Below are 20933 nucleotides of genomic sequence, written 5' to 3'. Positions count from 1 at the left end.
GGAAGACCTAGAAAAGATTCGAACGAGGGACTGTAGGTGGCATAATATGGGTGGGTGTCGAACCCGTAGCTGTCCACCACTGACCCCTCGGCCCTCTCCACCTGTCCGTTCCACCGTGGTCTGTCTCGCCCACGCCTCGGCCCTCCACTGACGGCTACCAGTCGTCTCTCCGAGCGGGTCGTGTGGTGGAAGTCCACCTCCTACCGTTTCAGCGTCGCTGATCGGGATTATTTCATCGACAACATTGTATCATCGACAACATCGTTTATCGACAGCGCAGGGTCGACAGCTGTCCAGTCGTATGGCCCGGCCACCACAGCTATAGGTCGCTGTCCCGAGACCCCAGCTATGACCGATACCGTGTGGGTTGTTCGGCACGGCCAACGGCAGGATACGGTCGATCCGGACTGGGAGCTGACCGCGGCGCGGCGACACGACCCGGGGCTGACCGAGCTGGGTCGCTGGCAGGCCTGGCGGTGCGGTCGCTTCTTCGCCGACAGCGACATCGACTTCGAGGCGATCTACTGTTCGCCGTTTCTCCGGGCGGTGCAGACTACCGCCGAGATCTGTGGGGTGATTGGAGGAACGGCGTGGCTGGAGCCGGGGCTCGGCGAACACCGCAACAGTGAGTGGTTCGACAGCGAGCCCGAAACGCTCTCGTTCGAGACGCTGGCGAACTACTTCGATCCGATCCGCGACGACCACGAGCCCTTTGTCGTCCCCGAGTTCCCGGAAACTCACGATGAGGCCGAAGCGCGCGCCGGTGAGACCGCCCGCCGGATCGCCGACGCCCACGAGGGTCGGGTGCTCATGGTCGGCCACGGACTCACCATCGGCGGCGTCGTCCGCGGCCTCGTCGGCTCGACCGAGGGTGTCGACGCGCCACTCTGTGGGCTCACGCGGATCGACCGCGTTGCTGACGGCTGGGAGCTCGGATTTTCGGGCAAAACTGACCACCTCGACTAACAGCAGCAGCAGTTTGTGCTCGACGGTACCGGTCTCAGTCGAGCAGGTCACGGAGATCGGCCGCATCTACTGCGTTCATCCTGTCGAGATACGCCTCCACGTCATGAACTGTTTCCAGCGATGTTGCCTCCTGTAGTTTTGCCTCAGCTGCTGGACTGTATGTGGCGAGATCAGTTTGATTATACTCGTGATCGTCGTCGATATAGAACAGGTAGATGAGATGATACTCGGCGTCGCCACGCGGTATTTCGTCGACAACTTTGGTGTAGAGTCTGATCTGGTCACCGACAGCGTAGATGTCAAGCAGTCCGATCCGCTCGTAGCGTAGCGAGCTTGGTTTTGCGTCGCTTTCGAGAATAGAACACAGTCGCTTGATGATCTGTTCTTGTTCACTTTGCTCAAGTGAACGCAGATTCGACGCCGCTTCTCCCGCAAAAATGGCCCGAGTCTCCTCGTCGGTTAGTGGAATTTCGCTCACGGGAACCGCAGTTAGGAATCTAGAATCGATTCGAGATCAGCTTTGCTCGCGGTGTTCTCCTCGGAAATATCCTCAATACCACGGAGCACACCCGCCGGGATGACGGGGTCATCTTCTTCAGATCCCGTTTCAGTGTCGTCATCGGCAGGTTTCAAGCTCATTACTCAGTTTTAGCCCAGCCAGCAGTATAAAACTTCGTTCACCAACAGATCGCCGGGTCGAGCTTCACCGGTGTAACTGATATGATCTGTGCGCTGAACAGTCGACGACGTAACTTCTATACCAGCGCGGGACGCACCCACACACGATATGAGTCAGTCGTACAATCGCGGCACAATCGAGAGCTTCGGCCGGTGGCGGGAGTTCTCCGCCGGGATGTGGGCGTGGATCTTCCACAAGTTCACCGGCTGGGTGCTCGTTGGCTATCTCTTCACCCACATTGCCGTCCTCAGCACCGCCATGGAGGGCGCGGAGATGTACACAAACACGATCGTCACGCTCGAAGGGCTGTTGTTGGTTCGGATCCTTGAGGTCGGGTTGTTGGCGGTCGCGGTCTTCCATATCCTCAACGGCCTCCGACTGCTGTTGGTCGATCTCGGGGTTGGACTCGAATCACAGGACAAGAGCTTCTACGCGTCGGTGATCCTGACCGGAGCGATCACGGTCGCCTCGGTGCCGACGTTCATCGCGGGGGCGTTCTAACATGGCCGAACACTACTCCTCGTTCACGAAAGGCGGGCGGCTCTGGCTGTGGCAGCGGATCACGGCGGCGTTTCTCGTTGTCGTGTTAGCCTTCCATTTCTTCCTGCTGCATTTCGTCTACCACGCCGACGAGGTCACCTTTGGGCTGAGCTCAGCGCGCATGCAGACATGGACGTACTACTCGCTGATGGTGTTGTTCCTCATCACGGCGACGTTCCACGGCGTCAACGGCGTCTACAACGCCCTCATCAACCAAGGGTTGACAGGGACGAAACGCCAAGTTGTGAAGGGAACACTGATCGTCGCCAGCGTGATCCTCCTCGTTCAGGGGATCCGCACCGCAAACGCCTGGGCAGGCATCGGGGTATTCTAACATGAGCACGCAACCACCACAACAGCAGTCCGAGGAACCGGCCGCCGAACAGTCCGCCGACGCGGAGTCGACGCCGGCGGCCCAACAGCGACGCGAGGACAAGAAGGCGGCCGACCGCGACGCGCGGGACGAACGACAGGCCGAGAAGGACGCCAACGAAGCGAAGGCCAACGAGGATACGCGGGAGATCAAGGTTTTCCGCTACGATCCCGAGGTCGAAGAGAAACAGGAGCCGCGGTTCGACACCTTCCATGTCCCCTTCACGAAGGGGATGACCGTCCTCGACGCCGTCATCTACGCCCGGGATCAGTTCGATCCCTCGCTCACCTTCCGACACTCCTGTCGGCAGGCGGTCTGTGGCTCGGATGCCTTCTTCATCAACGGCCAGCAGCGACTCGGCTGCAAAACCCAGATCTCGGAGCTTGAGGAGCCGATCCGGATCGAACCCCTCCCGCATCAGGATGTTGTCAAGGATCTCGTCGTCGACATGGATCACTTCTACGAGGAGATGGAGGCGGTCGATCCCTACTTCGATCCCGACGAGACACCCGATGGCGAGCTTGAAGAGCAACGACAGTCACGCCAAAACCGCGAGAAGGTGAAGATGTCGACACGGTGTATCTGGTGTGGGGCGTGTTTCTCCTCGTGTAACATCGCCGCCGGCGACAACGAGTATCTCGGCCCGGCCGCGCTCAACAAGGCCTACCGGTTTGCGATGGACGAACGCGAGGGCGACCAGAAGACCCAGGATCGCCTCGAAACGATCGAACAGGAACACGGCGTCTGGCGGTGTCAGACCCAGTTCTCCTGTACGAACGTCTGCCCGAAAGATATCCCACTGACCGAGCACATCCAGGAGCTGAAACGCGAAGCCGTCAAGAAGAATCTGAAGTTCTGGTAGCTGTCAGCGATACGTTTCTTCACATTCCGCACTTACCGCTGGTGGGCTGTGAGCCGAACGACGGCGGCACCCCCGGGAATCCCCGGTAGTCCCGCCGCCGACTGGTACAATGAATCCTGTCGGCCGGCCGCTGCAAATGCAAGCGACCATCTATCCAGCTGTTCGCCATGAAGTAAACGTTGTCGGGATTACCGCGGCAAACTAGTTTTTATTTTCTTTGATGAATGTTAGTTAGTGACTGAACGATAAGCTGTCGTGTCACGCTGAGATCTAGCACTGATGGAAACTGTCGCTTCGAAAGGCGGGACGGCGGTGGATATGGATCGACCCGCCTGAGGGAGTCGGTACAATAAACGGTCTCGGGCATGGCCGTGGCGGGTGGCACACGACCACTTGATCGAAGCCTCGAAAGCTACTAAAAGATTCTGCAACGTATTAGCTCACTATTTTAATAGTAGAATATAATTTTCGCATCTATGTGGTATATTCATTCTAATACAGGGTTTATGCTGTGGCATAGACAGATTACCGATCGCTGATTGACGGTGCTTCACGCTCGCTCAGTGCTGGGTTCCAACGCGGCAGCATCCCCGTCGAATCCGAATGTTTTACTCCGTGCCTCCCGTTGCCATAGCTATGGTTGGGAGCACCATCGCTCGGCCGCCGACAGTCGGGGCTGGCTCGACGAGACGGCCGCAGCCGAGCCCGTGCTCCCGAGACTGCTGGTAACGCTCAACGTATCCAGACCAACACTACTCAACTATGTACGAACACGATGTCGTCGTCGTCGGCGCGGGCGGGGCCGGACTCCGGGCTGCCATCGCCGCCGACGAGGCCGGTGCGGATGTCGCTATCGTCTCGAAACTCCACCCGGTGCGGAGCCACACGGGCGCGGCCGAAGGCGGGATCAACGCCGCCCTCCGGGATGCCGACTCCTGGGAGGATCACGCCTACGACACGATGAAGGGGTCGGACTATCTCGGCGACGCCCCTGCGATCGAAACGCTCTGTCAGAACAGCCCCTACGAGGTGATTCAGCTCGAACACTGGGGGATGGCCTTCTCCCGTGAGGACGATGGCCGCGTCTCCCAGCGACCGTTCGGTGGGCTCTCGTTCCCCCGCACCACCTACGCCGGTGCCGAAACCGGCCACCACCTGTTGCATACGATGTACGAGCAGGTCGTCAAGCGAGGTATCGAAGTCTACGACGAGTGGCACGTCCTTGATCTCGCGGTCACCGACGAGGAACGCCCGGAGGATCGCCACTGCCACGGCGTCGTCGGCTACGACGTGGCGACAGGCGAAGTCTCTGGCTTCAAGGCCCGCGACGGCGTCATCCTTGCGACCGGCGGCCCCGGCCAAGCGTTCGACCACACGACCAACGCCGTCTCCTGTACCGGCGACGGCCAAGCGATGGCCTACCGCGCTGGCGTCCCGCTTGAGGACATGGAGTTCATCCAGTTCCACCCCACCACCCTCCCGTCGACCGGTGTTCTCATCTCCGAGGGTGTTCGTGGTGAGGGTGGCATCCTCTACAACAAGGACGGCGAGCGGTTCATGTTCGAACACGGGTACGCCAACAACGACGGCGAGCTGGCTTCCCGTGACGTGGTCTCGCGCGCCGAGTTGACCGAGGTCAACGAGGGACGCGGGATCGAAGACGAGTACGTCCACCTCGACATGCGCCATCTCGGCGAGGAGCGCATCATCGACCGCCTCGAAAACATCCTCCACCTTGCGGAGGACTTCGAGGGTGCCGACGGGCTTGAGGAGCCGATGCCGGTCAAACCCGGCCAACATTACGCGATGGGCGGGATCGAAACCGACGAGAACGGCGAAACCTGCGTCGGCGGACTCTACGCCGCCGGCGAGTGTGCCTGTGCGTCAGTTCACGGCGCGAACCGTCTCGGCGGCAACGCCCTTCCCGAGCTGATCGTCTTCGGCAAGCGCGCCGGCTACCACGCCGCCGGCAAGGAGATGGAGCCCGCCGAGATCGAAACCGGCCAGCGCGGCGAGTTCGAGCGAGCAACTGTTGACAGCCCAGTCGAGCTCGGCGATCCGGGGTCGCCGGGCGACGCCGTTGCCGACGGCGGGGCTGTCGCCGCCGGCGGATCGGCCGACGCCGATTCCGTGCTTGACAGCACTGTCGAGCAATCTCGCCAACGGATCGACGAGCTGTTGGAGAGCGACGGCATCCACCACTCGGCGGTGCGGGCCGATGTCCAGGAGACGATGACCGCGAAGGTCAACGTCTTCCGGGAGGAAAATGGCCTGAAGGAGGCCCTCCGGGAGATCCGCCAGGCACGAGAGGAGTACGAGAACGTGGCTGTCTCCGATCCCTCTCAGACGTTCAACACCGATCTGTTGCAGACGATCGAGACCCGCAATCTGTTGGATCTCGCCGAGGCGATCACCGTCGGCGCGCTTGCCCGCGATGAGTTCCGCGGCGCACACTGGCGGGCCGAACACCAAGAGCGGAAGGACGACGAGTGGCTGAAACACACGCTGCTGTCGTGGAACGATGGCTCCCCGGAGCTGTGGTACCGGCCGGTCATCCTTGAGGGCGAGGAGAAGACCTACGAGCCGAAAACCCGGAGCTACTGAGCACGTCCCCGGCGGCGACCAGCAGCCTGCCGGACGGCGACCTGCCGCAACACATTTTGCCCGAGGCGAATACGTTGAGGTATGATTAACGAGACCGTCGAGGAGATACAGGGGATGCACTCCCACAGCTCCTCGACAATCGCCATCAAGGCGACCGAAGCGCTGTCGGAGCTGCTCGACCGCGAGTACGCCTCCGTCGACGAGTTCGAACTCGACCTCCAGCGCAACGCCGGCGCGCTCCGGCGGGCCAACCCCTCGCATGCCTCCCTCCACAACGCGGTGCGGGCGGTCGAACGCTCGGTTGTCGATGTCACCGACACCGTCGCCGACGCCAAGGAGCTCACCCGCGAGACGATCGACCGCGTCGTCGACGACATCGAGACCGGCAAGCGGCGGGCTGCCGAACACGCCGCCGACACCTTCGAGGACGGCGAGACGTTCATGACGCACGATTTCTCCTCGACCGCGCTGGCCGCGGTCGAAACCGCCGCCCAGGAGGGCCTCTATCTTGATGCCTACGTGATGGAAGCCCGGCCGCGATACATCGGCCGCGGGACAGCGCGGATGCTGTCGGCGATCGATCGCGTTGAGCCGCACCTGATCGTCGACAACGCGATGGGCCATTTCCTCCAGGAGTGTGACCGCGTCGTCATCGGTCTAGACTGTATTGTCGACGACACGCTGTACAATCGCGTCGGCACCTTCCCGCTGGCGGCGACAGCCAACCAGCTGGATGTGCCGGTCGTCGCCGTCGGCTCCGGCGCGAAGGTGATCGAGGAGGGGTTCGTGTTTGAAAACCAGTACCGGGATCCCTCCGAGGTGATGCTTGAGCCTGTCGAAGGGATCACCATCGAGAACCCGGCCTACGACGCGACGCCGGTCGAGCTGATCGATACACTGATCACCGATACCGGGGTTCACGACATCTGAACCGCGGACGGCCCACCACCGACTGCCAGCAAGCACTGTGCCAACCGAGGCATCCTTACGACCACACCACCCACACACCGTATGGACGACACAGAAGAGCCCGTGGCGGCCGCCGCCGAGGAGTCACGGGATCTCTATGAGATCGCCTCCTGGGAGGAACGCACCTCGATCGACGGGGCGGCGGTCGCCCTCTACTGGCTGCTGACGCGGGCGGCGAAATGGGTCGTCGTCCTCCTTGCGCTCGGTATCCTCGCCGGGATCGGCGGGCTGGCCGCCCTCAGCGATCCCGCTGTCGGGATGTTGACGCTGTTGTCGGTGGTGCCGGCCGCCGGGCTGGCCGTCTATGTCTATCGCTCGGATGTGACCGCCGCCGAGCCGCTGTCGTTGCTGGTGACGACGTTTCTGCTCTCGATCTTGTTTGCGACCTTTGCGGCGGTGTTCAACTCGACGGCCCAACAGTTCTTTGAGCCGCTTGGGGTGTTGGGGATGCCGCTGTTTTTCTTCCTGATTGTTGGCCCCGGCGAGGAAACGGTCAAGCTGCTTGCGGTGCGGCTGTACGCCTACACCGATCTTCGGTTCGATGCCGTCATCGATGGGGCGGTGTACGGTGCGGTCGCGGGCCTCGGCTTTGCGACGATCGAAAACGCGCTGTATATCATCCGGCAGCTCTCCGAAACCGGCGAGCTGGCCGAGCTGACCGTCGGGCTGAGCGCGGTCGCTGCCGGCGGCGACATCACCGCGGTGCGTGCGCTGGCGGGGCCGGGCCACGTCATCTACTCCTCGATCGCGGGCTACTATCTCGGCTTAGCAAAGTTCAATCCCGCAAACAAGGGCCCGATCGTCGTCAAGGGCCTCCTGCTTGCGGCCGTCATTCACGCGACCTACAACTCGACGGTGAGCATCGGCTCCTACGTCGTTACCTCGATCACCGGGCTGCCGGGGCTCGGTGGGTTTCTGGTCTACGTCATCATCTTCGACAGCATCTTCGGGCTGTTCCTGCTGCGGAAGCTCTGGCGATACCAACGGCACTACCGGGAGACAAACGGCGCGGAGGCTGCCAAGGCGGTCGAACAGTAACCTACAGCTTTTCGCGGTCGATCCCGATCCCGGTCGGCGTGACGATCAGCTGGTCGTCACCCTTCTGGACGATGTCGCCGTCAACCTCGCGGGTGACCTGTCGGAGCTCGTCGATGATGTGTTCGATCGTCCGGTCGCTCGTGCTGTGGCGGGTGATATCCGCGAGTACGAGATCGCCGTCGTAGATGGCGTCTTTGATATCGATCACGTCGTGTTTGTCGCTGATCTCGGCGATTCTGACTGACATTCCCGCGCTCTCGGCAGCCCCTGAGACATCGTTCATATCGAGCTCGACGTACTCCGACGCCGACTGCCCGTTCTCGCTACCGAGGATCTTGCTCATGATACCCATAGGGTATCGGAGCCGGCGTTCAACAATAGTTCTTACGTCAGACAGGCACCTGACACCTCACGAAAATCCCCGATCTGTGGGGTTTTGTCGCTGTAGCCCAAGCCATCGGTATGACAGTCAGTCTCTGCGTGCGGGAGCCCTACCAGGTCGACGGCGACCGTCGGTTCCGATTCGGGGTCGCCGCGGCCGCCGCGGTGCCGGGGATCGGCGCGCTCGCACCCGTTGTCTCCGCCGACGGCGCGGCCGCGATGGGCGGCCATATCGACGATAGCCTCGGCGACCGCCTGACTCGCTATCTCGCTGATGGCGTTGCCATCGACGACGCGGTCGAGGTGCTGCTCGGTGCTGCGGACGTGTCGGTGCGGCGCGGCCGACAGCTCCACGGTGTCGGTCGCTCGTCGAGTGTGACCGCCACCGGCCGCGACTGCGTGGCGGCCGCCGACCGCGATGGCGATCACTACACTGTCGCCGGAACGCACCTGCCGAGCGAGACAGCCCTCGATGCGATCGCCGATCGATACACCGGGGCTGCCTTCGGAGAGGAGCCGCTGGCCGAGCGGTTGATCGACGCGCTCTCGGCCGCGACCGACAGCGGGATCGACACCCGCCGCGCTGATGGCGACGCCGACAACGATGGGCCGCTCACGGTTGGCAGCGCGGCCGTTCGTGTTGTCACCACCGAGTCGACCGACGACCGCCGGTTCTACAACGATCTCCGGGTCGACGCCAGCGAGTCGCCGATCGCCGATCTCGAAACGACGTACAACGCCGCGCTGTTGGGGTATGAACAAACGGTCGACGCCTACGCTGAGCCGGACGATCCTGACGTTCTCTAACAGCGAGGGCTGTATCGCGGCGGCCCTTTCACTTAGACGGAAAACTCATAGAGGTCGTCGCCGACGTGGTGGATCGAGCTGACGACCTTCCCGGAGTCGCCGAGCATGTCGTCGCTGTCGGTCTGTGCCCGGCCGATGGCGAGTACCTTCCCGTGTGTTTCTTCGGCGATGGCGACCAGATCGCCCGCGGTGATCCCGTCGTCGACCTCGACGATCCCCGGCCGCATCACGTCCGCGCCGTTGGAGACGAACTCGATCGCGCCGGCGTCGACGGTCACGAGCCCGCGCTGTGGCGGGAACTCGTTGGCCCCCTCGACGGTGAGAAACGGCTCGTCGTCAACGTAGGCGACCAGCTTCTCGCCGTCAACGAGGACGATATCGAATTCGGTGCCGTCGAGCTCGACGAGTTCGAAGGTGTCGCCCTCGATGTCGACCCCGAGGGAGTCCGCCAGCGACGCGGTGAGGTCGTCGATCGCATCACTGCGGAGGTGGTGTCTGGAGCTAACCTGCATGCGCGGCCGGAGGTGGTCGGGGCGAATAAATCGCCCGTTTCGGTTATACTGTTTACTGTAGACGGTTACCGCCTCGACCGCCCACCGGTCGGCGGTCGAGCGGTAACTTCCTACAACAAACCGTATCAGACGTAGGTTGTCAGGTGGGTGATCCGGCCGTCGGAACCGAATTTGAACACGTCGATGAACGCAAACAGCTCGTTGCCGTCGCTGTCTCGGAGCGTGCCGCTGGCCGCCCGCCCACCCCTGGAGGCACAGATGGTCGTGATATCGTGGCGGGTATCGGTCACCGGTCGCTCCGAGCGCATGAACTCCAGGAACGCCGCCCGGCCATCGAAGGTGCGGTCAGGCCGCCGCTGGACGAACTCGGGATGCAGCAGCGATTCCAGCTCCGCGTACGCAGCGTCGTCGAGCCGCCGGTAGTAGGCTCGCACGCGACTGTCTCGATCCATACGCCCCCTTCGTGCGGCAGCCTCAGATCAGTGCCGGTTTTGTGACGCCCCGCGAACACGGTGTTTTTGCTGATCGCCGCCAAACCGACAGCCAGTCGTGGAGCTACATATCCGGTATGCGGGCGACGATGACCCCGAGAAATGCACCGCCCGCAAGCTGGCAAAATTCGATCTGGCGACGCTTCACCGAAGCCACAGCGAGACGCCGTACGGCGTCGTGCTCAACCCCCACGCCGAGCAGGCGCTCTCGCCGGCCGACCGCCCGGCCGACGGCGGCGCGCTCGTCGCCCTCGATTGCTCGTGGGAATCCGCCGGCGAAGCCCGCTTCTCGCTGGCCGGCGACCACCGCGCGCTGCCTTACCTTGTCGCCGCCAACCCCGTCAACTTCGGGCGACCGATGGAGCTGACGACGGTCGAAGCCCTCGCGGCCGCGCTCGTCATCTTCGGTGAGCCCGAGCAGGCCGAGGCGATCCTGAGCAAGTTCACCTGGGGGGAGACCTTTCTCGAACTCAACGCCGAACCTCTCCAACGGTACGCCGACTGCGCTGATTCCAGCGAGGTCGTCGCCGTCCAACAGGAGTATCTTGACCGCGGCGACGCCGATTAGTCGGCTATGAGCGCGCCGACCGCGCCGGCGATCGCGCTGTCGATCGCCAGCAGCAGCGCGATACCCCCGCCGACGAGGAGGATGCCACCGAATCCGACCGCCCCGCCGAAGGGGCCGCCGACGGCGACGCCAAGCACGCCAACGACAAGCGCAAAGACGGTAGCGACCGCGATACCCCCGATCGCGCCGGCCAGCAGGCCATGCCACGCGCCGCTGGTGAGCCCGCCGCCGGCGACGTAGCCGGCCGCAAAGCCGCCGATGAGGCCCGCGCCGATGTGGCCGATCACGGGGAGGGCTGTCGCCAGCGCGCCCGCAACGAACAGCACGACGAAGCCGATACCGACCGCACGCCAGTTTGTCATACCGTCTGGAGGCGGTCGACTCTCAAAAGCACGCGGTTCCGTCGGTGTCCGACCGTTCCTGTGCCCTTAGTTGTTAACGCTGCCACCGTGACAACCAATCTTTCTAGTAACAATCGCGCTATTTAGCAGTTGAGTTAATAATCATCGAGCGACTACCCCCACATAATGAGCGACCACACGTCGGATTCAGAGCCGTCGGGGCCACCGGATTCGGCCAAGCGCGATTTGGATACCGCCGACAGCGACCGCGCGACCCTCTCGCTGTCGGTGCCGTCGATGGACTGTGCCTCCTGTGCCACCAAGGTTGAGTCGAGCGTTGCGAAACTCGACGGCGTTACCGACATCGACCCCCGAACGGCCTCGGGGACGCTTGTCGTCGGCTACGATCCCGACCGAACCGATCCCGAGGCGATCCGCAAACGGGTCGCCGCCGCCGGCTACGAGATCGAAGACGGCGACGAACCACACGATTCGACGGCGGTCTGGACGAGCAGCCGAGCGATCAAAACCGCTGTCGGCGGTACCCTTCTGCTCGTCGGGATCAGCCTCGAATGGGCCGTCCCGGAACTGAATCCGACGCTGACGACGGTGCTCGGTACTGACATCGGCCTCGACTGGGTCGCCTACGTCGTTGCCGCCGCGGTGCCGGGGACGACGATCCTGCGGAACGGCTACTACTCCGCCCGGAATCTGAGCCTCGATATCGACCTGCTGATGACCGCCGGGATCCTCGGCGCGATCGCGGTCAACCTCCCGTTCGAGGCGGCGACGCTGGCGGTGCTGTTCAGCATCGCCGAGTTGCTGGAAACATATTCGATGGATCGAGCCCGCGGATCGCTCCGTGAGTTGATGGCACTCTCACCCGAAACGGCGACTGTCCGGCGGGATGGCGAGGAGCAGGTCGTTGCCGCCGAGGCCGTCGAAGTCGGCGACCGCGTGATCGTCCGCCCCGGCGAGAAGATCCCTGTCGACGGCGTCATCCGCGAGGGCGACAGCGCGATCGACGAGTCGCCGATCACCGGCGAAAGCGTCCCTGCCGACAAGGGAGCGGGCGACGAGGTGTATGCGGGCAGTCTCACCGAGGCTGGCTACATCGAGATCGAGGCGACGGCGGCGGCCAGCGATTCGACGATCGCCCGCGTGATCGATCTCGTTGAGGCCGCCGAGGGCGAGCAGACCGACACCGAGCAGTTTGTCGACCGCTTTGCGGCGGTCTACACGCCGATCGTCGTCGCCGCCGCGTTGCTAACGATGACCGTCCCGCCGCTCGTTGTGGGTGGCCCATTCACCGAGTGGTTCGTCCGCGGGCTGACGCTGCTCGTGATCGCCTGCCCCTGTGCCTTTGTCATCTCGACGCCCGTCTCGGTCGTCTCCGGGCTGACGAGCGCGGCACGCAACGGGGTTCTCATCAAGGGTGGCACCCACCTCGAAGCGATGGGCGATGTCGAAGCCGTTGCGCTCGATAAGACGGGAACGCTGACGACCGGTGACCTCGGCGTCACCGATGTTCTTCCGCTCAACGGCAACACCGAAGCCGACGTGTTGGCCTGTGCAGCCGCCTTAGAGGGCCGTAGCGAACACCCGATCGCCGACGCGATCGTCGACCGCGCCGCGGACGCAACGGACGGCACCGACAACCGCTCGGTCGAGGGGTTCGAGGCCTTGACCGGTGAGGGTGTCCGCGCGGAGCTCGACGGCGTCACCCACTACGCCGGCAAGCCCTCGCTGTTCACCGAGCTTGGCTTCGATCTCGACCACGCGCATCTGGAAACCGACGGCGGGCTGACGACCGGCGTCACTGACGCTGACGACGACAGCGATCTCGGCGACGACACGGGATCGCCCATCGACCCCGACGAGATCGCCGACTGCGAACACGGCCAGTACGTCGATCTGCTCGGCGAGACGATCCCGCGGCTCCAACAGGCGGGCAAAACGGTCGTGCTCATCGGCACCGACGAGCGGTTGGAAGGGGTGATCGCAATCGCCGACACCGTTCGTCCGGAGGCTGAGTGGGCGATCGAGCGACTCAGAGCCAACGGGATCGAGCAGATCGTCATGCTCACCGGCGACAACGAGCGCACCGCCCGGGCGATCGGCGAGGCCGTCGGCGTCGACGAGGTACGTGCCGGACTCATGCCCGAGGAGAAGGTCGACGCCGTCAAAGAACTGTGTGAGGCACACCCGGGCGGCGTGGCGATGGTCGGCGACGGGATCAACGACGCCCCCGCGTTGGCGACGGCGACCGTCGGGATCGCCATGGGCGCGGCCGGTACCGACACCGCACTGGAGACCGCAGACATCGCGTTGATGGCCGACGATCTGACACGGCTGCCGTACCTGCATAGCCTCGCGGAGACGGCCGACGGGGTGATCCGCCAGAATATCTGGTCGAGTCTCGGCGTCAAGCTGCTGTTGGCGATCGCCGCGCCGTTTGGCTACGTCTCGGTGCTTGGCGCGATCGTCATCGGCGACATGGGGATGAGCCTCGGGGTGACCGGCAACGCGATGCGGCTGGCCGGGTTACAGCCCGAAGAGCCTCCGACGACCACCGACTAACTCGCCAGCGTCAGCTTGATACATCTCATCACCAACCCATCACCAGTCCACTACTAGCCCATCGCTAGCCCACCACCAGTCCATCATTACCCCACCGCCAGTCCATCATTACCCCACTGCCAGCCCACTACCAGCCCACTAGCCCCCCGAGTGGTACCAACCGCAAGTGCTATTCCGGTTGGTGATGTATATGTAGTATGACAATCGAAGCCGGCGACAAGGTCGTCATCGAGTATGTCGGTCGTACCGACGAGGGAACTGTCTTCGATACCTCACGCGAGGCTGTCGCCACCGAATCCGGGCTGGCTGAGGCCCAACCCGACCGTGAGTTCTCCCCGCTGACGGTCTCTGTCGGAGCCGGCGAGGTTATCACCGGGATCGAGGAGGCACTGCCGGGATTGGCCGAGGGCGACACCGAATCGATCGAAGTCCCACCGGAGCGGGGGTACGGTGAGTGGTCGGAGGAGCATGTCCAGGAATATTCGACCGACGAACTCACAGCCACCCTCGGCGGCCAACGCCCGGAGGTCGGCCAGTACGTCGAAACCGAACAGGGCGCGGCCGCGGAGATCACCGCTGTTGACGACGATATCTCGAAGGTGGATTTCAACCCGCCGCTGGCCGGTGAGACACTCCACTTCGAGATCGAGGTGCTGGCTGTCAACGAACAGTCAACAACTGAGTGACACCTTCTACATCGCTGATCAGTTATTGAGCCACTATATTTTTGATTCTGCTCCGCATAGCGTGTGTCAATGGTAGACGAACCTCCCTCGGAGCTGTTCGATCATTTTTACGCGCTTTCGAGCCGGGGAGCCTATGATGAACTCATCCGCTATCTCCGAAACCACGAGGAGGAGGATGTTCGGTACGGTGCGGCCGGTGTGCTCGCCGAATCGGTCGGGGGATTCACCGAACAGATCACCCCCGCCAGACGCAAAGCACTCGTTGATTCCGTGCGCAACGATCCCAGCGATGCGGTGCGGGCAAACGTCGTCAAAACGCTTCTCGCTATCGATGAGTCGATCGCCGACAATATTATCACCCGACTGGAGATGGCACCCGAATCGACGCCGACGGAGACGCCGTACCCGCTGATCTTGACGAAATGGCACGAGCGACAGTGGCCCGAACTCCGCTATCTCGCTGTCGTCGGCTTCGAACGCGTTGGCAGCCCCACCACGACCGAAAAGCTCCGGACGACGATCCAACGGGAGACGGATCTGCGTGTGCTCCGCCGCGCAATCGAGGCCAGCGGGGCGGTCGGCGATGAGACGTTTGTCACGCCGATCAAGAGCTATCTGCGGATCGACGACGACAACAGGTATCAGTCGGCCGACGACGACCGGATCCGTCGAACCAAGCAGGCCGCCGTTGAGGCGTTGGTCTCCATCGGCACCGACGGTGCCCACGAGGCGTTGCTCACGGCCTCTCGGGGGACGGATACCGAACTCAAAGCCTGCGCGATCAGCGAGATCGGCCGTCTTGCGCCCGATGAGGCGGTCGATCTGATCGTCGACGAACTGGACGACGATGCCGACGAGGCGGTGCGCCAAGAGGCCGCCGAGGGGTTGATCACCACCTTCACCGAATCCGATTTCGAGGAGGGCCACACGGTTCGCCAGCAGGCCCTTGCCGAGATGGGCGAGGATGTCGACGCCGCCGTCTCGGATGAGTTTGCATCGATCGTCGATGACTCCCCGCACAAACCGGAGCAACGCAACGCAGCCTGGCTGTTGGGCCAACTCGAAACCGCGACCGAGGACACCGTTGACAGCTTGCTGTCGGCGTTAACCCACGAGGATGACTATCTCAGAATCATCGCGGCAGCGGGGTTAACGACGCTTGATCCCGCACTCGTCGATCAGAAGCTCACGGCCTTTCTTGACTCTGTTGAGGAAGATTCCACGGCCCACGATCTTGCCTCGATGATCCAGTCACGGCTGGATAACGGTTCGGAGAAGGCTATCTGGGGCTGAAACGCCCGCTGCAAAAACATGTGCTCCTCCTCGCGGTGCAACTCAGGGAGCGATCTCTTCATCGGTCAGCATATAGTAGGTTGTGCCGCTATCAAAGCCGAACGACTCCAACACACCCCAGTCAGCCATCGTCTCTATCGCGTCGCTGATCGTTTCTTGTGGCGGCGCGTCATCGCCGAACAGTTCCTCACAGACGCGGCTCACCTCCTCGACTGAGAAGCCAGCCTGCTCGTTTGACACCTGGAGGACGCCCGCCCACACCCGGTCACGATCTGTGCCCACAATCGATAATTGCGGTGTTGTAATAAAAATCCTGTCGCTACGCCGCACTGAAACAACTAGATTCGGTGTGTGGACTCGGCGGGACTCCCGCGAGCGACCGTAGGGAGCGAGTGGAAGTACGCCGAGTCACTGAACGAGTTCGAGCGCAGCGAGAACGAAGTGAAGTGGACTCGGCGGGATTTGAACCCGCGGCCTTCCCCGTGCCAGGGGGATGATCTACCGCTGATCTACGAGCCCGCAACGCAACCTGTCGTTTTCCGGTTTTGGTATTAAGACCTTCGACTCTGGGTAATGAGCCTATCGGCGAATAGAAAGCCCTTAACGCCCACAGCGGAGAAGAGTCGGTGGGAACAGCACAGTCGTAACTCTGACTCGCCCACACGGGCTTGGGATTGCGACAGTGCGCCACCAGCCCCCGGCGACCAGTCTGTCGTCTCGGGGCTGTGTGGACACGTCGTTTCTGCGGCCTGTGCCGTTCCAACCTAACAATGGCACGAATGCATACCCGTCGCCGCGGCTCATCCGGATCGGATCGCCCGGCGGCAGACGAACCAGCCGAATGGAGCGATGTCGACGCCGATGCCATCGAGGATCGCGTCGTTGAACTCGCCGAACAGGGACACGACCCCAGCGTCATCGGGATGAAACTCCGCGATGAGGGCGTCAAAGGGACGCCGATCCCGAACGTCAAACTCGCCACCGGCAAGAAGGTCGGCGAGATTCTCGAGGACAACGACGCCGCCCCGGAGCTCCCCGAGGATCTCCGGCGACTCATGGAGCGCGCAATCAACCTCCGTGAGCATCTCGAAGAAAACGGCCAAGACCACCAGAACAAACGCGCACTCCAGAACACGGAGTCGAAGATCCGTCGCCTCGCCAACTACTACCGCGGCGACGAGATCGACGCCGACTTCAACTACAGCTACGAGCAAGCGAAAGAACTCCTCGAATAAGGATTCACGATGTCGGACTCCCGGACTGACGCCGCAGCCGCTCCCGATCCCGACGCCGCCAGCAGGGTGGCCTCGGCGGTAGCGGCCGCGCCGTTCGTCCGGCTCTTCGGTCACGCCGACGGCGACGCACTCGCCGCCTGCGGGCTGCTCGCGGTCGCACTCCGCGATCGGGAGATCCCGTTCCGCGTCCACGTCTCAGCGGATCCAGCCGGCGACATTGTCGACGGCGAGGAGAGCGACGGCGAGCCTGACGGCAGCCAAACACTCGTGGTCGGCCGCGGCCAGCGCGGCCCGGCTGACCTCGCGGTGCCGGCCCGCGACGACCGCCAGCCGGCGAGCGTCACGGCCGCGGCGATCAGCCGCGAACTCGGCGTTGATCCCGACCCGGTACTCGCGTTGGCGGGTGTCATCGCCGCCGGTGAAACTCCCGGCGGAGCCGGAGGTGACGACCTCCTCGCGGCGGCCGAGTCGGCCGCCCTCGTTGAGCGTCGACCCGGCGTTGTGGTGCCGACCGCCGATCTCGCAGCCGATCTCGCCCACTCGACGCGGCTCGACGCGCCCTTCTCGGGTGATGTCGACGCCGCGGGCGAACTCCTCGCCGACCTTGGCATCCCGACCGATTCGGACGCCGAGACCGACGACGAGACGCGAACGCAACTCGCCTCCGCTGTCGCCGTCGCAACCGCGACCGCAGACCCGGCCGCCCCACAGGCTGCCGATTCGGTCGAGGCCGCACTCCGGCCGTACGCGACGCCGACCGCACCCTTCGCTACGCTTGGCGGCTACGCTGACGTGTTGTCAGCACTCGCCCGCGAGGCACCGGGGGTGGCGGTATCACTCGCGTTCGGCGCGCCGGGAGCCGTCAGCGAGGCACTGGCGACCTGGCGCGATCACGCCGCCGCGGCACATGCCGCACTCGACGCGCCGACGACGGGTCGCTACGATGGCGTCTACGTCCTCCGCGTCGAGACGGATCAGCCGTCGGTGTTGCCGACGGTCGCACGCCTCGCACGGGAGTTCCGCTCGCCGGAGCCCGTCGCGCTCGTCGTCAGCGAGTCGATCGACGGCCGCCGGCGGGCAGCCCTCGCGGCACCCGAGCCACGCGGGCTCGACGACGCAACGGCGACCGTCGCCCGCGAGTTCGATGGCGACGCTGGCGGGACGCCGACGCACGCAACACTCGCTGTCGACGACAGCGTTGCCGACGGTGAGTTGATCGCCGCGATCAGGGAGGCACTCGCTGATGACTGACGCCACGACTCACACCGCGGTCGTCTGCAGCGCGACCGTGACAACGTCGTACGCGACACCGACGCGCGCCGAGCGCGTCGCCCGCGCGGTCGACCCCGACAACACCGCGTCGATGACGACGCGGGTCAAGGAAGCGACCGTCACGACCGAGATCGACCGCGACACCACCGGCGGCTTGCAGTCGACCGTCGACGACTACGTCGTCAACCTTGGCGTCGCCGAGGCGGTACTCGACGCCGTCGACACGGCCGACGCTGGTGACGACGCGACCGACACCGCCGCCGCCGACGCGGATTCCGACATCGCCCCGACCGAGGACAGCACCGCAGCCGAACCTACGACAGATAACACAACCCAATCATGAGCGAACGATCAGTTTCACAGCAACAGGACGGAAAACGATGGTACACTGTACAGGCCCCCGAGCAGTTCGATCGGGCCGAACTCGGTGAGACCATCGCCGAAGAGCCACAGCAGGTCGTCGGCCGCACCATCGAGACGACTCTCGGCGACATCACGGATGACGCCGGATCAGACAACACCAAACTCACGTTCAAGATCGACGACGTGGGCTCGGATACGGCCTACACCGAGTTTATCAAACACGAGCTGACGCGGGATTACCTGCGCAGCCTCGTGCGCCGCGGAGCCTCGAAAACCGAGGCCAACATCACGGTCGTCACGACCGACGACTACCGCGTGAAGATCCAGCCGGTCGCCTTCACGACGAAGAAGGCCGACAACAGCCAAGAGCACGCCATCCGGCGTGTCATGATCGACCTCGTCGAGGAGGCCGCCGAGGAGCGAACCTTCGAGGAGCTGGCCGACAGTGCCATCGAGGGTCGCCTCTCATCGGCGATCTACGGCGAAGCAAAACAGATCTACCCGCTTCGCCGCGTCGAGGTCACGAAGCTCGAACTCGAAGCCCGCCCCGAAGAGCTGGCCGAAGAGGAAGCCACGGCCGTCGATGTCGACGAAGACGACATCGCCGAAGACGTGGCCGACGACTAAGCCGGCAGTCGGATTTTTGCTTTTTCTCGCCCGTCCAGCACCGCAGCTACGCCTCGACGATGATCGTCCCGACCATCCCGCCTTCCTCGTGTGGAAGACAGACGTAGCTGTACTGGCCGGGGCTCTCGAAGGTGTGCTCAAAGGTGTCGTCAGTTTCCAGCCGGCCGCCGCTCGTCTCCTGCCACGCCTCGCGGGCGGCCGCCTCGCTCTCGTAGCCACCGCTCGCAAAGAAGGCCGCTTCGTCGGGGAGCGTATCCTCGTAGGCTGTCACCGTGTGGCCGCGCGTCGAGGTGTTCCGCCAGACGACGGTGGTGCCGGGTTCGACTCGTAGCGTTTCGGGTGCAAACGCTTGTGTCCGCATGCCGACGTCGTACTCGCTCGCGGCGAACACGCTGGCACAGCCGGCGAGCCCGCCGGTTGCCGCTGTGCCGAGAGCCGCCAGCACCCGCCGTCGCGTCTGCGGCTGCGTCATAGCATTCGGTAGGGATGGGAGCCATATAGGCCGCGTGGTTCGATTCTCGATAGTCGAATGCAACGTCGCTCGCGTGGCTCTCGGCATCGGCCGCCGCCGCGTTGTCATCGCTGCTGGCTCCGGAGATAACAACACATAACCTCCCACTGACCAACGAGCAGATATGCAACCGCGGTTCGTCGGGCGACTCGGGGTCGCCGATGCGGTCACCGTCGCCAACGCCGCGCTTGGCTTTCTGGCGACCGCGGCCGCCCTTATCGACGTGACCTTAGCCGCCCGGCTCATCCTCGTCGGCGCGATCACCGACGCCCTCGATGGGATCGTCGCCCGCCGTCGGGGGAGCACGCCCGCCGGCGTCTATCTCGACTCGCTGGCTGATGTCGCCTCCTTCGGTGTCGCCCCTGCCGTCCTCGTCGTCGCCGTCGTCTTCGAGCAGTGGATGCCGAACGGCGATCCCGTGATCGTCGGTGTTGGCGTCTGTCTGCCCGCCCTATTTGTGGCGATGGCGGTCACCCGGTTGGGGATGTACACCGCCTACGACTACGACAGTGCCGAAACCCAAGGCGTCCAGACGACGCTGGCGGCGACGATCCTCGCGGCGGCCGTCTTGGCCGGCTTCACCGCGGTCTGGCAGCTCATCGGCCTTGTTGGCGTGCTCGCGGTGCTGATGGTTACACGGATCACCTATCCGGATCTCCACCCCCAGGACGCGCTGATTATGGGCGTTGTCCAGGGGTTGGCGATCCTCACGTCGGGCTACTACGGGCGTGTCTTTGCGTTCGCGCTGTTGTTTCTTGCCCTCGCGTATCTTGTCTTCGCGCCGCGGTTTTACTGGCGGGATCATCTCGACAGCACGTGGCTGCAGTCGTCGTTCGGTGAGGAGTAGTCCGGATCTGACCCGCTACATCCCCATATCGGCGGCCGCCTCGGGCACCGGGAGCGCGTTGGGGTCGACACCGAGTAGCTCCGCGGCGTGATCGAGTGCCATATCGAACCCATAGTAGCGTTCGAGCTCGTCACCCTCGGCTGTCTGTCGCACCCGCAACATCGCATACCCCTCGCTGTTTTGGGCGACAACCGCGCTCTGGCCCTCGCGGTCGAAGCTGAGTCGTCGCTCGCCCGCTGTTTCGGTGTAGGTGGCCTGGATATCGCTGTCGCTCGCCTCGCGTGCTGGATCGTCACTGTCTGTCGTCGCGTCGTCGGCCATACCGACAGCAGGGGCTGCTGATAGTCGAAGCTGTCGGTGGCCTGGTGGCGTTGGATAGAAGACCGCG

Annotated in this window: 26 protein-coding genes and 1 tRNA gene; 17 read left to right on the top strand and 10 right to left on the bottom strand. The window is 63.7% G+C overall.

The genetic code is table 11. From position 1 onward, the window contains the following. The first annotated feature begins 348 nt into the window (after window positions 1-348). Entirely contained in the window at window positions 349-966 is a 618-nt protein-coding gene (locus EWF95_RS10420) for a histidine phosphatase family protein (RefSeq protein WP_142444017.1), read from the top strand. Window positions 967-1000: 34 nt separating this feature from the next. On the opposite strand, the gene EWF95_RS10415 is transcribed toward EWF95_RS10420, so the two are convergent. Together EWF95_RS10415 and EWF95_RS13600 are read right to left on the bottom strand one after the other, a co-directional pair. Beyond that, the gene (locus EWF95_RS10415; protein WP_142444016.1) at window positions 1001-1444 is read right to left on the bottom strand and encodes a hypothetical protein; all 444 of its coding nucleotides are present in this window, start codon (window positions 1442-1444) and stop codon (window positions 1001-1003) included. Window positions 1445-1455: 11 nt separating this feature from the next. Next, window positions 1456-1605, bottom strand: a complete 150-nt coding sequence (locus EWF95_RS13600) for a hypothetical protein (RefSeq protein WP_185911767.1) — start codon at window positions 1603-1605, stop codon at window positions 1456-1458. 148 nt (window positions 1606-1753) lie between these two features. On the opposite strand from EWF95_RS13600, the gene sdhC reads away from it, so the two are divergent. The 6 genes from sdhC to EWF95_RS10385 all read left to right on the top strand — a co-directional run bounded on the left by sdhC (window position 1754) and on the right by EWF95_RS10385 (window position 8031). After that, entirely contained in the window at window positions 1754-2146 is a 393-nt protein-coding gene (gene sdhC, locus EWF95_RS10410; RefSeq protein ID WP_142444015.1) for a succinate dehydrogenase, cytochrome b556 subunit, read from the top strand. A gap of 1 nt (window position 2147) precedes the next feature. Next, window positions 2148-2519 carry a succinate dehydrogenase gene (locus tag EWF95_RS10405; RefSeq protein WP_142444014.1) on the top strand — a complete coding sequence of 124 codons (372 nt, stop codon included), beginning with the start codon at window positions 2148-2150 and terminating at the stop codon, window positions 2517-2519. 1 nt (window position 2520) lies between these two features. Beyond that, window positions 2521-3420: a succinate dehydrogenase/fumarate reductase iron-sulfur subunit gene (locus EWF95_RS10400; RefSeq protein WP_142444013.1), complete on the top strand. Its 900-nt coding sequence runs from the start codon at window positions 2521-2523 to the stop codon at window positions 3418-3420. A gap of 762 nt (window positions 3421-4182) precedes the next feature. Further along, window positions 4183-6024 carry an FAD-binding protein gene (locus EWF95_RS10395; protein WP_142444012.1) on the top strand — a complete coding sequence of 614 codons (1842 nt, stop codon included), beginning with the start codon at window positions 4183-4185 and terminating at the stop codon, window positions 6022-6024. Window positions 6025-6105: 81 nt separating this feature from the next. Further along, window positions 6106-6954: a translation initiation factor eIF-2B gene (locus EWF95_RS10390; RefSeq protein ID WP_142444011.1), complete on the top strand. Its 849-nt coding sequence runs from the start codon at window positions 6106-6108 to the stop codon at window positions 6952-6954. A gap of 81 nt (window positions 6955-7035) precedes the next feature. Beyond that, window positions 7036-8031 carry a PrsW family intramembrane metalloprotease gene (locus tag EWF95_RS10385; RefSeq protein WP_142444010.1) on the top strand — a complete coding sequence of 332 codons (996 nt, stop codon included), beginning with the start codon at window positions 7036-7038 and terminating at the stop codon, window positions 8029-8031. Window position 8032: 1 nt separating this feature from the next. On the opposite strand, the gene EWF95_RS10380 is transcribed toward EWF95_RS10385, so the two are convergent. After that, window positions 8033-8383, bottom strand: coding sequence for a cell division protein SepF (locus EWF95_RS10380; protein WP_142444009.1), 351 nt, complete (start codon window positions 8381-8383; stop codon window positions 8033-8035). Window positions 8384-8493: 110 nt separating this feature from the next. Between EWF95_RS10380 and EWF95_RS10375 the strand changes: the two genes are divergently transcribed. Then, window positions 8494-9219, top strand: coding sequence for a DUF1028 domain-containing protein (locus tag EWF95_RS10375; protein ID WP_142444008.1), 726 nt, complete (start codon window positions 8494-8496; stop codon window positions 9217-9219). Window positions 9220-9251: 32 nt separating this feature from the next. Here the strand turns inward: EWF95_RS10375 and EWF95_RS10370 are convergent, their stop codons facing one another. Both EWF95_RS10370 and EWF95_RS10365 read right to left on the bottom strand, forming a co-directional pair. Further along, the gene (locus EWF95_RS10370; RefSeq protein ID WP_142444007.1) at window positions 9252-9731 is read right to left on the bottom strand and encodes an RNA-binding protein; all 480 of its coding nucleotides are present in this window, start codon (window positions 9729-9731) and stop codon (window positions 9252-9254) included. Between the two features lie 125 nt (window positions 9732-9856). Next, a complete protein-coding gene (locus tag EWF95_RS10365; protein ID WP_142444006.1) occupies window positions 9857-10183 on the bottom strand; it encodes a nuclear transport factor 2 family protein in 327 nt (108 codons plus the stop codon). Between the two features lie 97 nt (window positions 10184-10280). Here EWF95_RS10365 and EWF95_RS10360 point away from each other — a divergent pair, with 97 nt between their 5' ends. Then, window positions 10281-10790, top strand: coding sequence for a DUF367 family protein (locus tag EWF95_RS10360; RefSeq protein ID WP_142444005.1), 510 nt, complete (start codon window positions 10281-10283; stop codon window positions 10788-10790). Here EWF95_RS10360 and EWF95_RS10355 read toward each other — a convergent pair. Continuing rightward, window positions 10787-11152: a DUF5518 domain-containing protein gene (locus EWF95_RS10355; RefSeq protein WP_142444004.1), complete on the bottom strand. Its 366-nt coding sequence runs from the start codon at window positions 11150-11152 to the stop codon at window positions 10787-10789. The two genes, EWF95_RS10360 and EWF95_RS10355, sit on opposite strands and share 4 nt — an antisense overlap. A gap of 165 nt (window positions 11153-11317) precedes the next feature. On the opposite strand from EWF95_RS10355, the gene EWF95_RS10350 reads away from it, so the two are divergent. The 3 genes from EWF95_RS10350 (at window position 11318) to EWF95_RS10340 (ending at window position 15690) form a co-directional block, all read left to right on the top strand. Beyond that, the gene (locus tag EWF95_RS10350; protein ID WP_142444003.1) at window positions 11318-13711 is read left to right on the top strand and encodes a heavy metal translocating P-type ATPase; all 2394 of its coding nucleotides are present in this window, start codon (window positions 11318-11320) and stop codon (window positions 13709-13711) included. Window positions 13712-13908: 197 nt separating this feature from the next. Further along, a complete protein-coding gene (locus EWF95_RS10345; protein WP_142444002.1) occupies window positions 13909-14397 on the top strand; it encodes an FKBP-type peptidyl-prolyl cis-trans isomerase in 489 nt (162 codons plus the stop codon). A 69-nt stretch (window positions 14398-14466) separates the two neighbouring features. Beyond that, the gene (locus EWF95_RS10340; protein WP_142444001.1) at window positions 14467-15690 is read left to right on the top strand and encodes a HEAT repeat domain-containing protein; all 1224 of its coding nucleotides are present in this window, start codon (window positions 14467-14469) and stop codon (window positions 15688-15690) included. 42 nt (window positions 15691-15732) lie between these two features. On the opposite strand, the gene EWF95_RS10335 is transcribed toward EWF95_RS10340, so the two are convergent. Both EWF95_RS10335 and EWF95_RS10330 read right to left on the bottom strand, forming a co-directional pair. Further along, on the bottom strand, window positions 15733-15972 hold the full coding sequence (locus EWF95_RS10335) for a hypothetical protein (RefSeq protein WP_142444000.1): 240 nt from the start codon (window positions 15970-15972) through the stop codon (window positions 15733-15735). Between the two features lie 165 nt (window positions 15973-16137). Continuing rightward, window positions 16138-16209 (bottom strand) — tRNA-Ala (locus EWF95_RS10330). Window positions 16210-16460: 251 nt separating this feature from the next. Here EWF95_RS10330 and EWF95_RS10325 point away from each other — a divergent pair. From EWF95_RS10325 to EWF95_RS10310, 4 genes are read left to right on the top strand one after another with little or no spacing between them, the layout of a single operon-like run. Next, window positions 16461-16925 (top strand): 30S ribosomal protein S15, encoded by a 465-nt coding sequence (locus EWF95_RS10325; protein WP_142443999.1) that lies wholly within the window; start codon window positions 16461-16463, stop codon window positions 16923-16925. Window positions 16926-16934: 9 nt separating this feature from the next. Next, complete coding sequence (locus tag EWF95_RS10320; protein WP_142443998.1) at window positions 16935-18176, top strand: exonuclease RecJ; 1242 nt, start codon at window positions 16935-16937, stop codon at window positions 18174-18176. Then, window positions 18169-18540, top strand: a complete 372-nt coding sequence (locus tag EWF95_RS13775) for a KEOPS complex subunit Pcc1 (protein ID WP_142443997.1) — start codon at window positions 18169-18171, stop codon at window positions 18538-18540. The genes EWF95_RS10320 and EWF95_RS13775 overlap by 8 nt, the downstream gene beginning before the upstream one ends. Further along, complete coding sequence (locus tag EWF95_RS10310) at window positions 18537-19187, top strand: 30S ribosomal protein S3ae (protein ID WP_142443996.1); 651 nt, start codon at window positions 18537-18539, stop codon at window positions 19185-19187. Before EWF95_RS13775 ends, EWF95_RS10310 begins: the two co-directional genes overlap by 4 nt. A 46-nt stretch (window positions 19188-19233) precedes the next feature. Here EWF95_RS10310 and EWF95_RS10305 read toward each other — a convergent pair whose 3' ends face one another. Next, window positions 19234-19659, bottom strand: coding sequence for a plastocyanin/azurin family copper-binding protein (locus EWF95_RS10305; RefSeq protein WP_142443995.1), 426 nt, complete (start codon window positions 19657-19659; stop codon window positions 19234-19236). Between the two features lie 163 nt (window positions 19660-19822). On the opposite strand from EWF95_RS10305, the gene EWF95_RS10300 reads away from it, so the two are divergent. Further along, window positions 19823-20545, top strand: coding sequence for a protein sorting system archaetidylserine synthase (locus EWF95_RS10300; RefSeq protein WP_142443994.1), 723 nt, complete (start codon window positions 19823-19825; stop codon window positions 20543-20545). Window positions 20546-20560: 15 nt separating this feature from the next. Here EWF95_RS10300 and EWF95_RS10295 read toward each other — a convergent pair whose 3' ends face one another. Next, complete coding sequence (locus EWF95_RS10295; protein WP_142443993.1) at window positions 20561-20866, bottom strand: DUF7111 family protein; 306 nt, start codon at window positions 20864-20866, stop codon at window positions 20561-20563. Window positions 20867-20933: the final 67 nt, after the last annotated feature.

The organism is Halonotius roseus, assembly GCF_006861655.1.
Lineage (GTDB): Archaea > Halobacteriota > Halobacteria > Halobacteriales > Haloferacaceae > Halonotius > Halonotius roseus.
This window is presented reverse-complemented; position numbering and strand designations above follow the sequence as displayed.

Excerpts from the sequence above, each read along its gene's own strand:
- EWF95_RS10420 (WP_142444017.1), top strand. The coding sequence starts at position 349 with ATGACCGATACCGTGTGGGTTGTTCGGCACGGCCAACGGCAGGATACG.
- EWF95_RS13600 (WP_185911767.1), bottom strand. The coding sequence starts at position 1,605 with ATGAGCTTGAAACCTGCCGATGACGACACTGAAACGGGATCTGAAGAA.
- sdhC (WP_142444015.1), top strand. The coding sequence starts at position 1,754 with ATGAGTCAGTCGTACAATCGCGGCACAATCGAGAGCTTCGGCCGGTGG.
- EWF95_RS10405 (WP_142444014.1), top strand. The coding sequence starts at position 2,148 with ATGGCCGAACACTACTCCTCGTTCACGAAAGGCGGGCGGCTCTGGCTG.
- EWF95_RS10400 (WP_142444013.1), top strand. The coding sequence starts at position 2,521 with ATGAGCACGCAACCACCACAACAGCAGTCCGAGGAACCGGCCGCCGAA.
- EWF95_RS10395 (WP_142444012.1), top strand. The coding sequence starts at position 4,183 with ATGTACGAACACGATGTCGTCGTCGTCGGCGCGGGCGGGGCCGGACTC.
- EWF95_RS10390 (WP_142444011.1), top strand. The coding sequence starts at position 6,106 with ATGATTAACGAGACCGTCGAGGAGATACAGGGGATGCACTCCCACAGC.
- EWF95_RS10385 (WP_142444010.1), top strand. The coding sequence starts at position 7,036 with ATGGACGACACAGAAGAGCCCGTGGCGGCCGCCGCCGAGGAGTCACGG.
- EWF95_RS10380 (WP_142444009.1), bottom strand. The coding sequence starts at position 8,383 with ATGGGTATCATGAGCAAGATCCTCGGTAGCGAGAACGGGCAGTCGGCG.
- EWF95_RS10375 (WP_142444008.1), top strand. The coding sequence starts at position 8,494 with ATGACAGTCAGTCTCTGCGTGCGGGAGCCCTACCAGGTCGACGGCGAC.
- EWF95_RS10370 (WP_142444007.1), bottom strand. The coding sequence starts at position 9,731 with ATGCAGGTTAGCTCCAGACACCACCTCCGCAGTGATGCGATCGACGAC.
- EWF95_RS10365 (WP_142444006.1), bottom strand. The coding sequence starts at position 10,183 with ATGGATCGAGACAGTCGCGTGCGAGCCTACTACCGGCGGCTCGACGAC.
- EWF95_RS10355 (WP_142444004.1), bottom strand. The coding sequence starts at position 11,152 with ATGACAAACTGGCGTGCGGTCGGTATCGGCTTCGTCGTGCTGTTCGTT.
- EWF95_RS10350 (WP_142444003.1), top strand. The coding sequence starts at position 11,318 with ATGAGCGACCACACGTCGGATTCAGAGCCGTCGGGGCCACCGGATTCG.
- EWF95_RS10345 (WP_142444002.1), top strand. The coding sequence starts at position 13,909 with ATGACAATCGAAGCCGGCGACAAGGTCGTCATCGAGTATGTCGGTCGT.
- EWF95_RS10340 (WP_142444001.1), top strand. The coding sequence starts at position 14,467 with ATGGTAGACGAACCTCCCTCGGAGCTGTTCGATCATTTTTACGCGCTT.
- EWF95_RS10325 (WP_142443999.1), top strand. The coding sequence starts at position 16,461 with ATGGCACGAATGCATACCCGTCGCCGCGGCTCATCCGGATCGGATCGC.
- EWF95_RS10320 (WP_142443998.1), top strand. The coding sequence starts at position 16,935 with ATGTCGGACTCCCGGACTGACGCCGCAGCCGCTCCCGATCCCGACGCC.
- EWF95_RS13775 (WP_142443997.1), top strand. The coding sequence starts at position 18,169 with ATGACTGACGCCACGACTCACACCGCGGTCGTCTGCAGCGCGACCGTG.
- EWF95_RS10310 (WP_142443996.1), top strand. The coding sequence starts at position 18,537 with ATGAGCGAACGATCAGTTTCACAGCAACAGGACGGAAAACGATGGTAC.
- EWF95_RS10305 (WP_142443995.1), bottom strand. The coding sequence starts at position 19,659 with ATGACGCAGCCGCAGACGCGACGGCGGGTGCTGGCGGCTCTCGGCACA.
- EWF95_RS10300 (WP_142443994.1), top strand. The coding sequence starts at position 19,823 with ATGCAACCGCGGTTCGTCGGGCGACTCGGGGTCGCCGATGCGGTCACC.
- EWF95_RS10295 (WP_142443993.1), bottom strand. The coding sequence starts at position 20,866 with ATGGCCGACGACGCGACGACAGACAGTGACGATCCAGCACGCGAGGCG.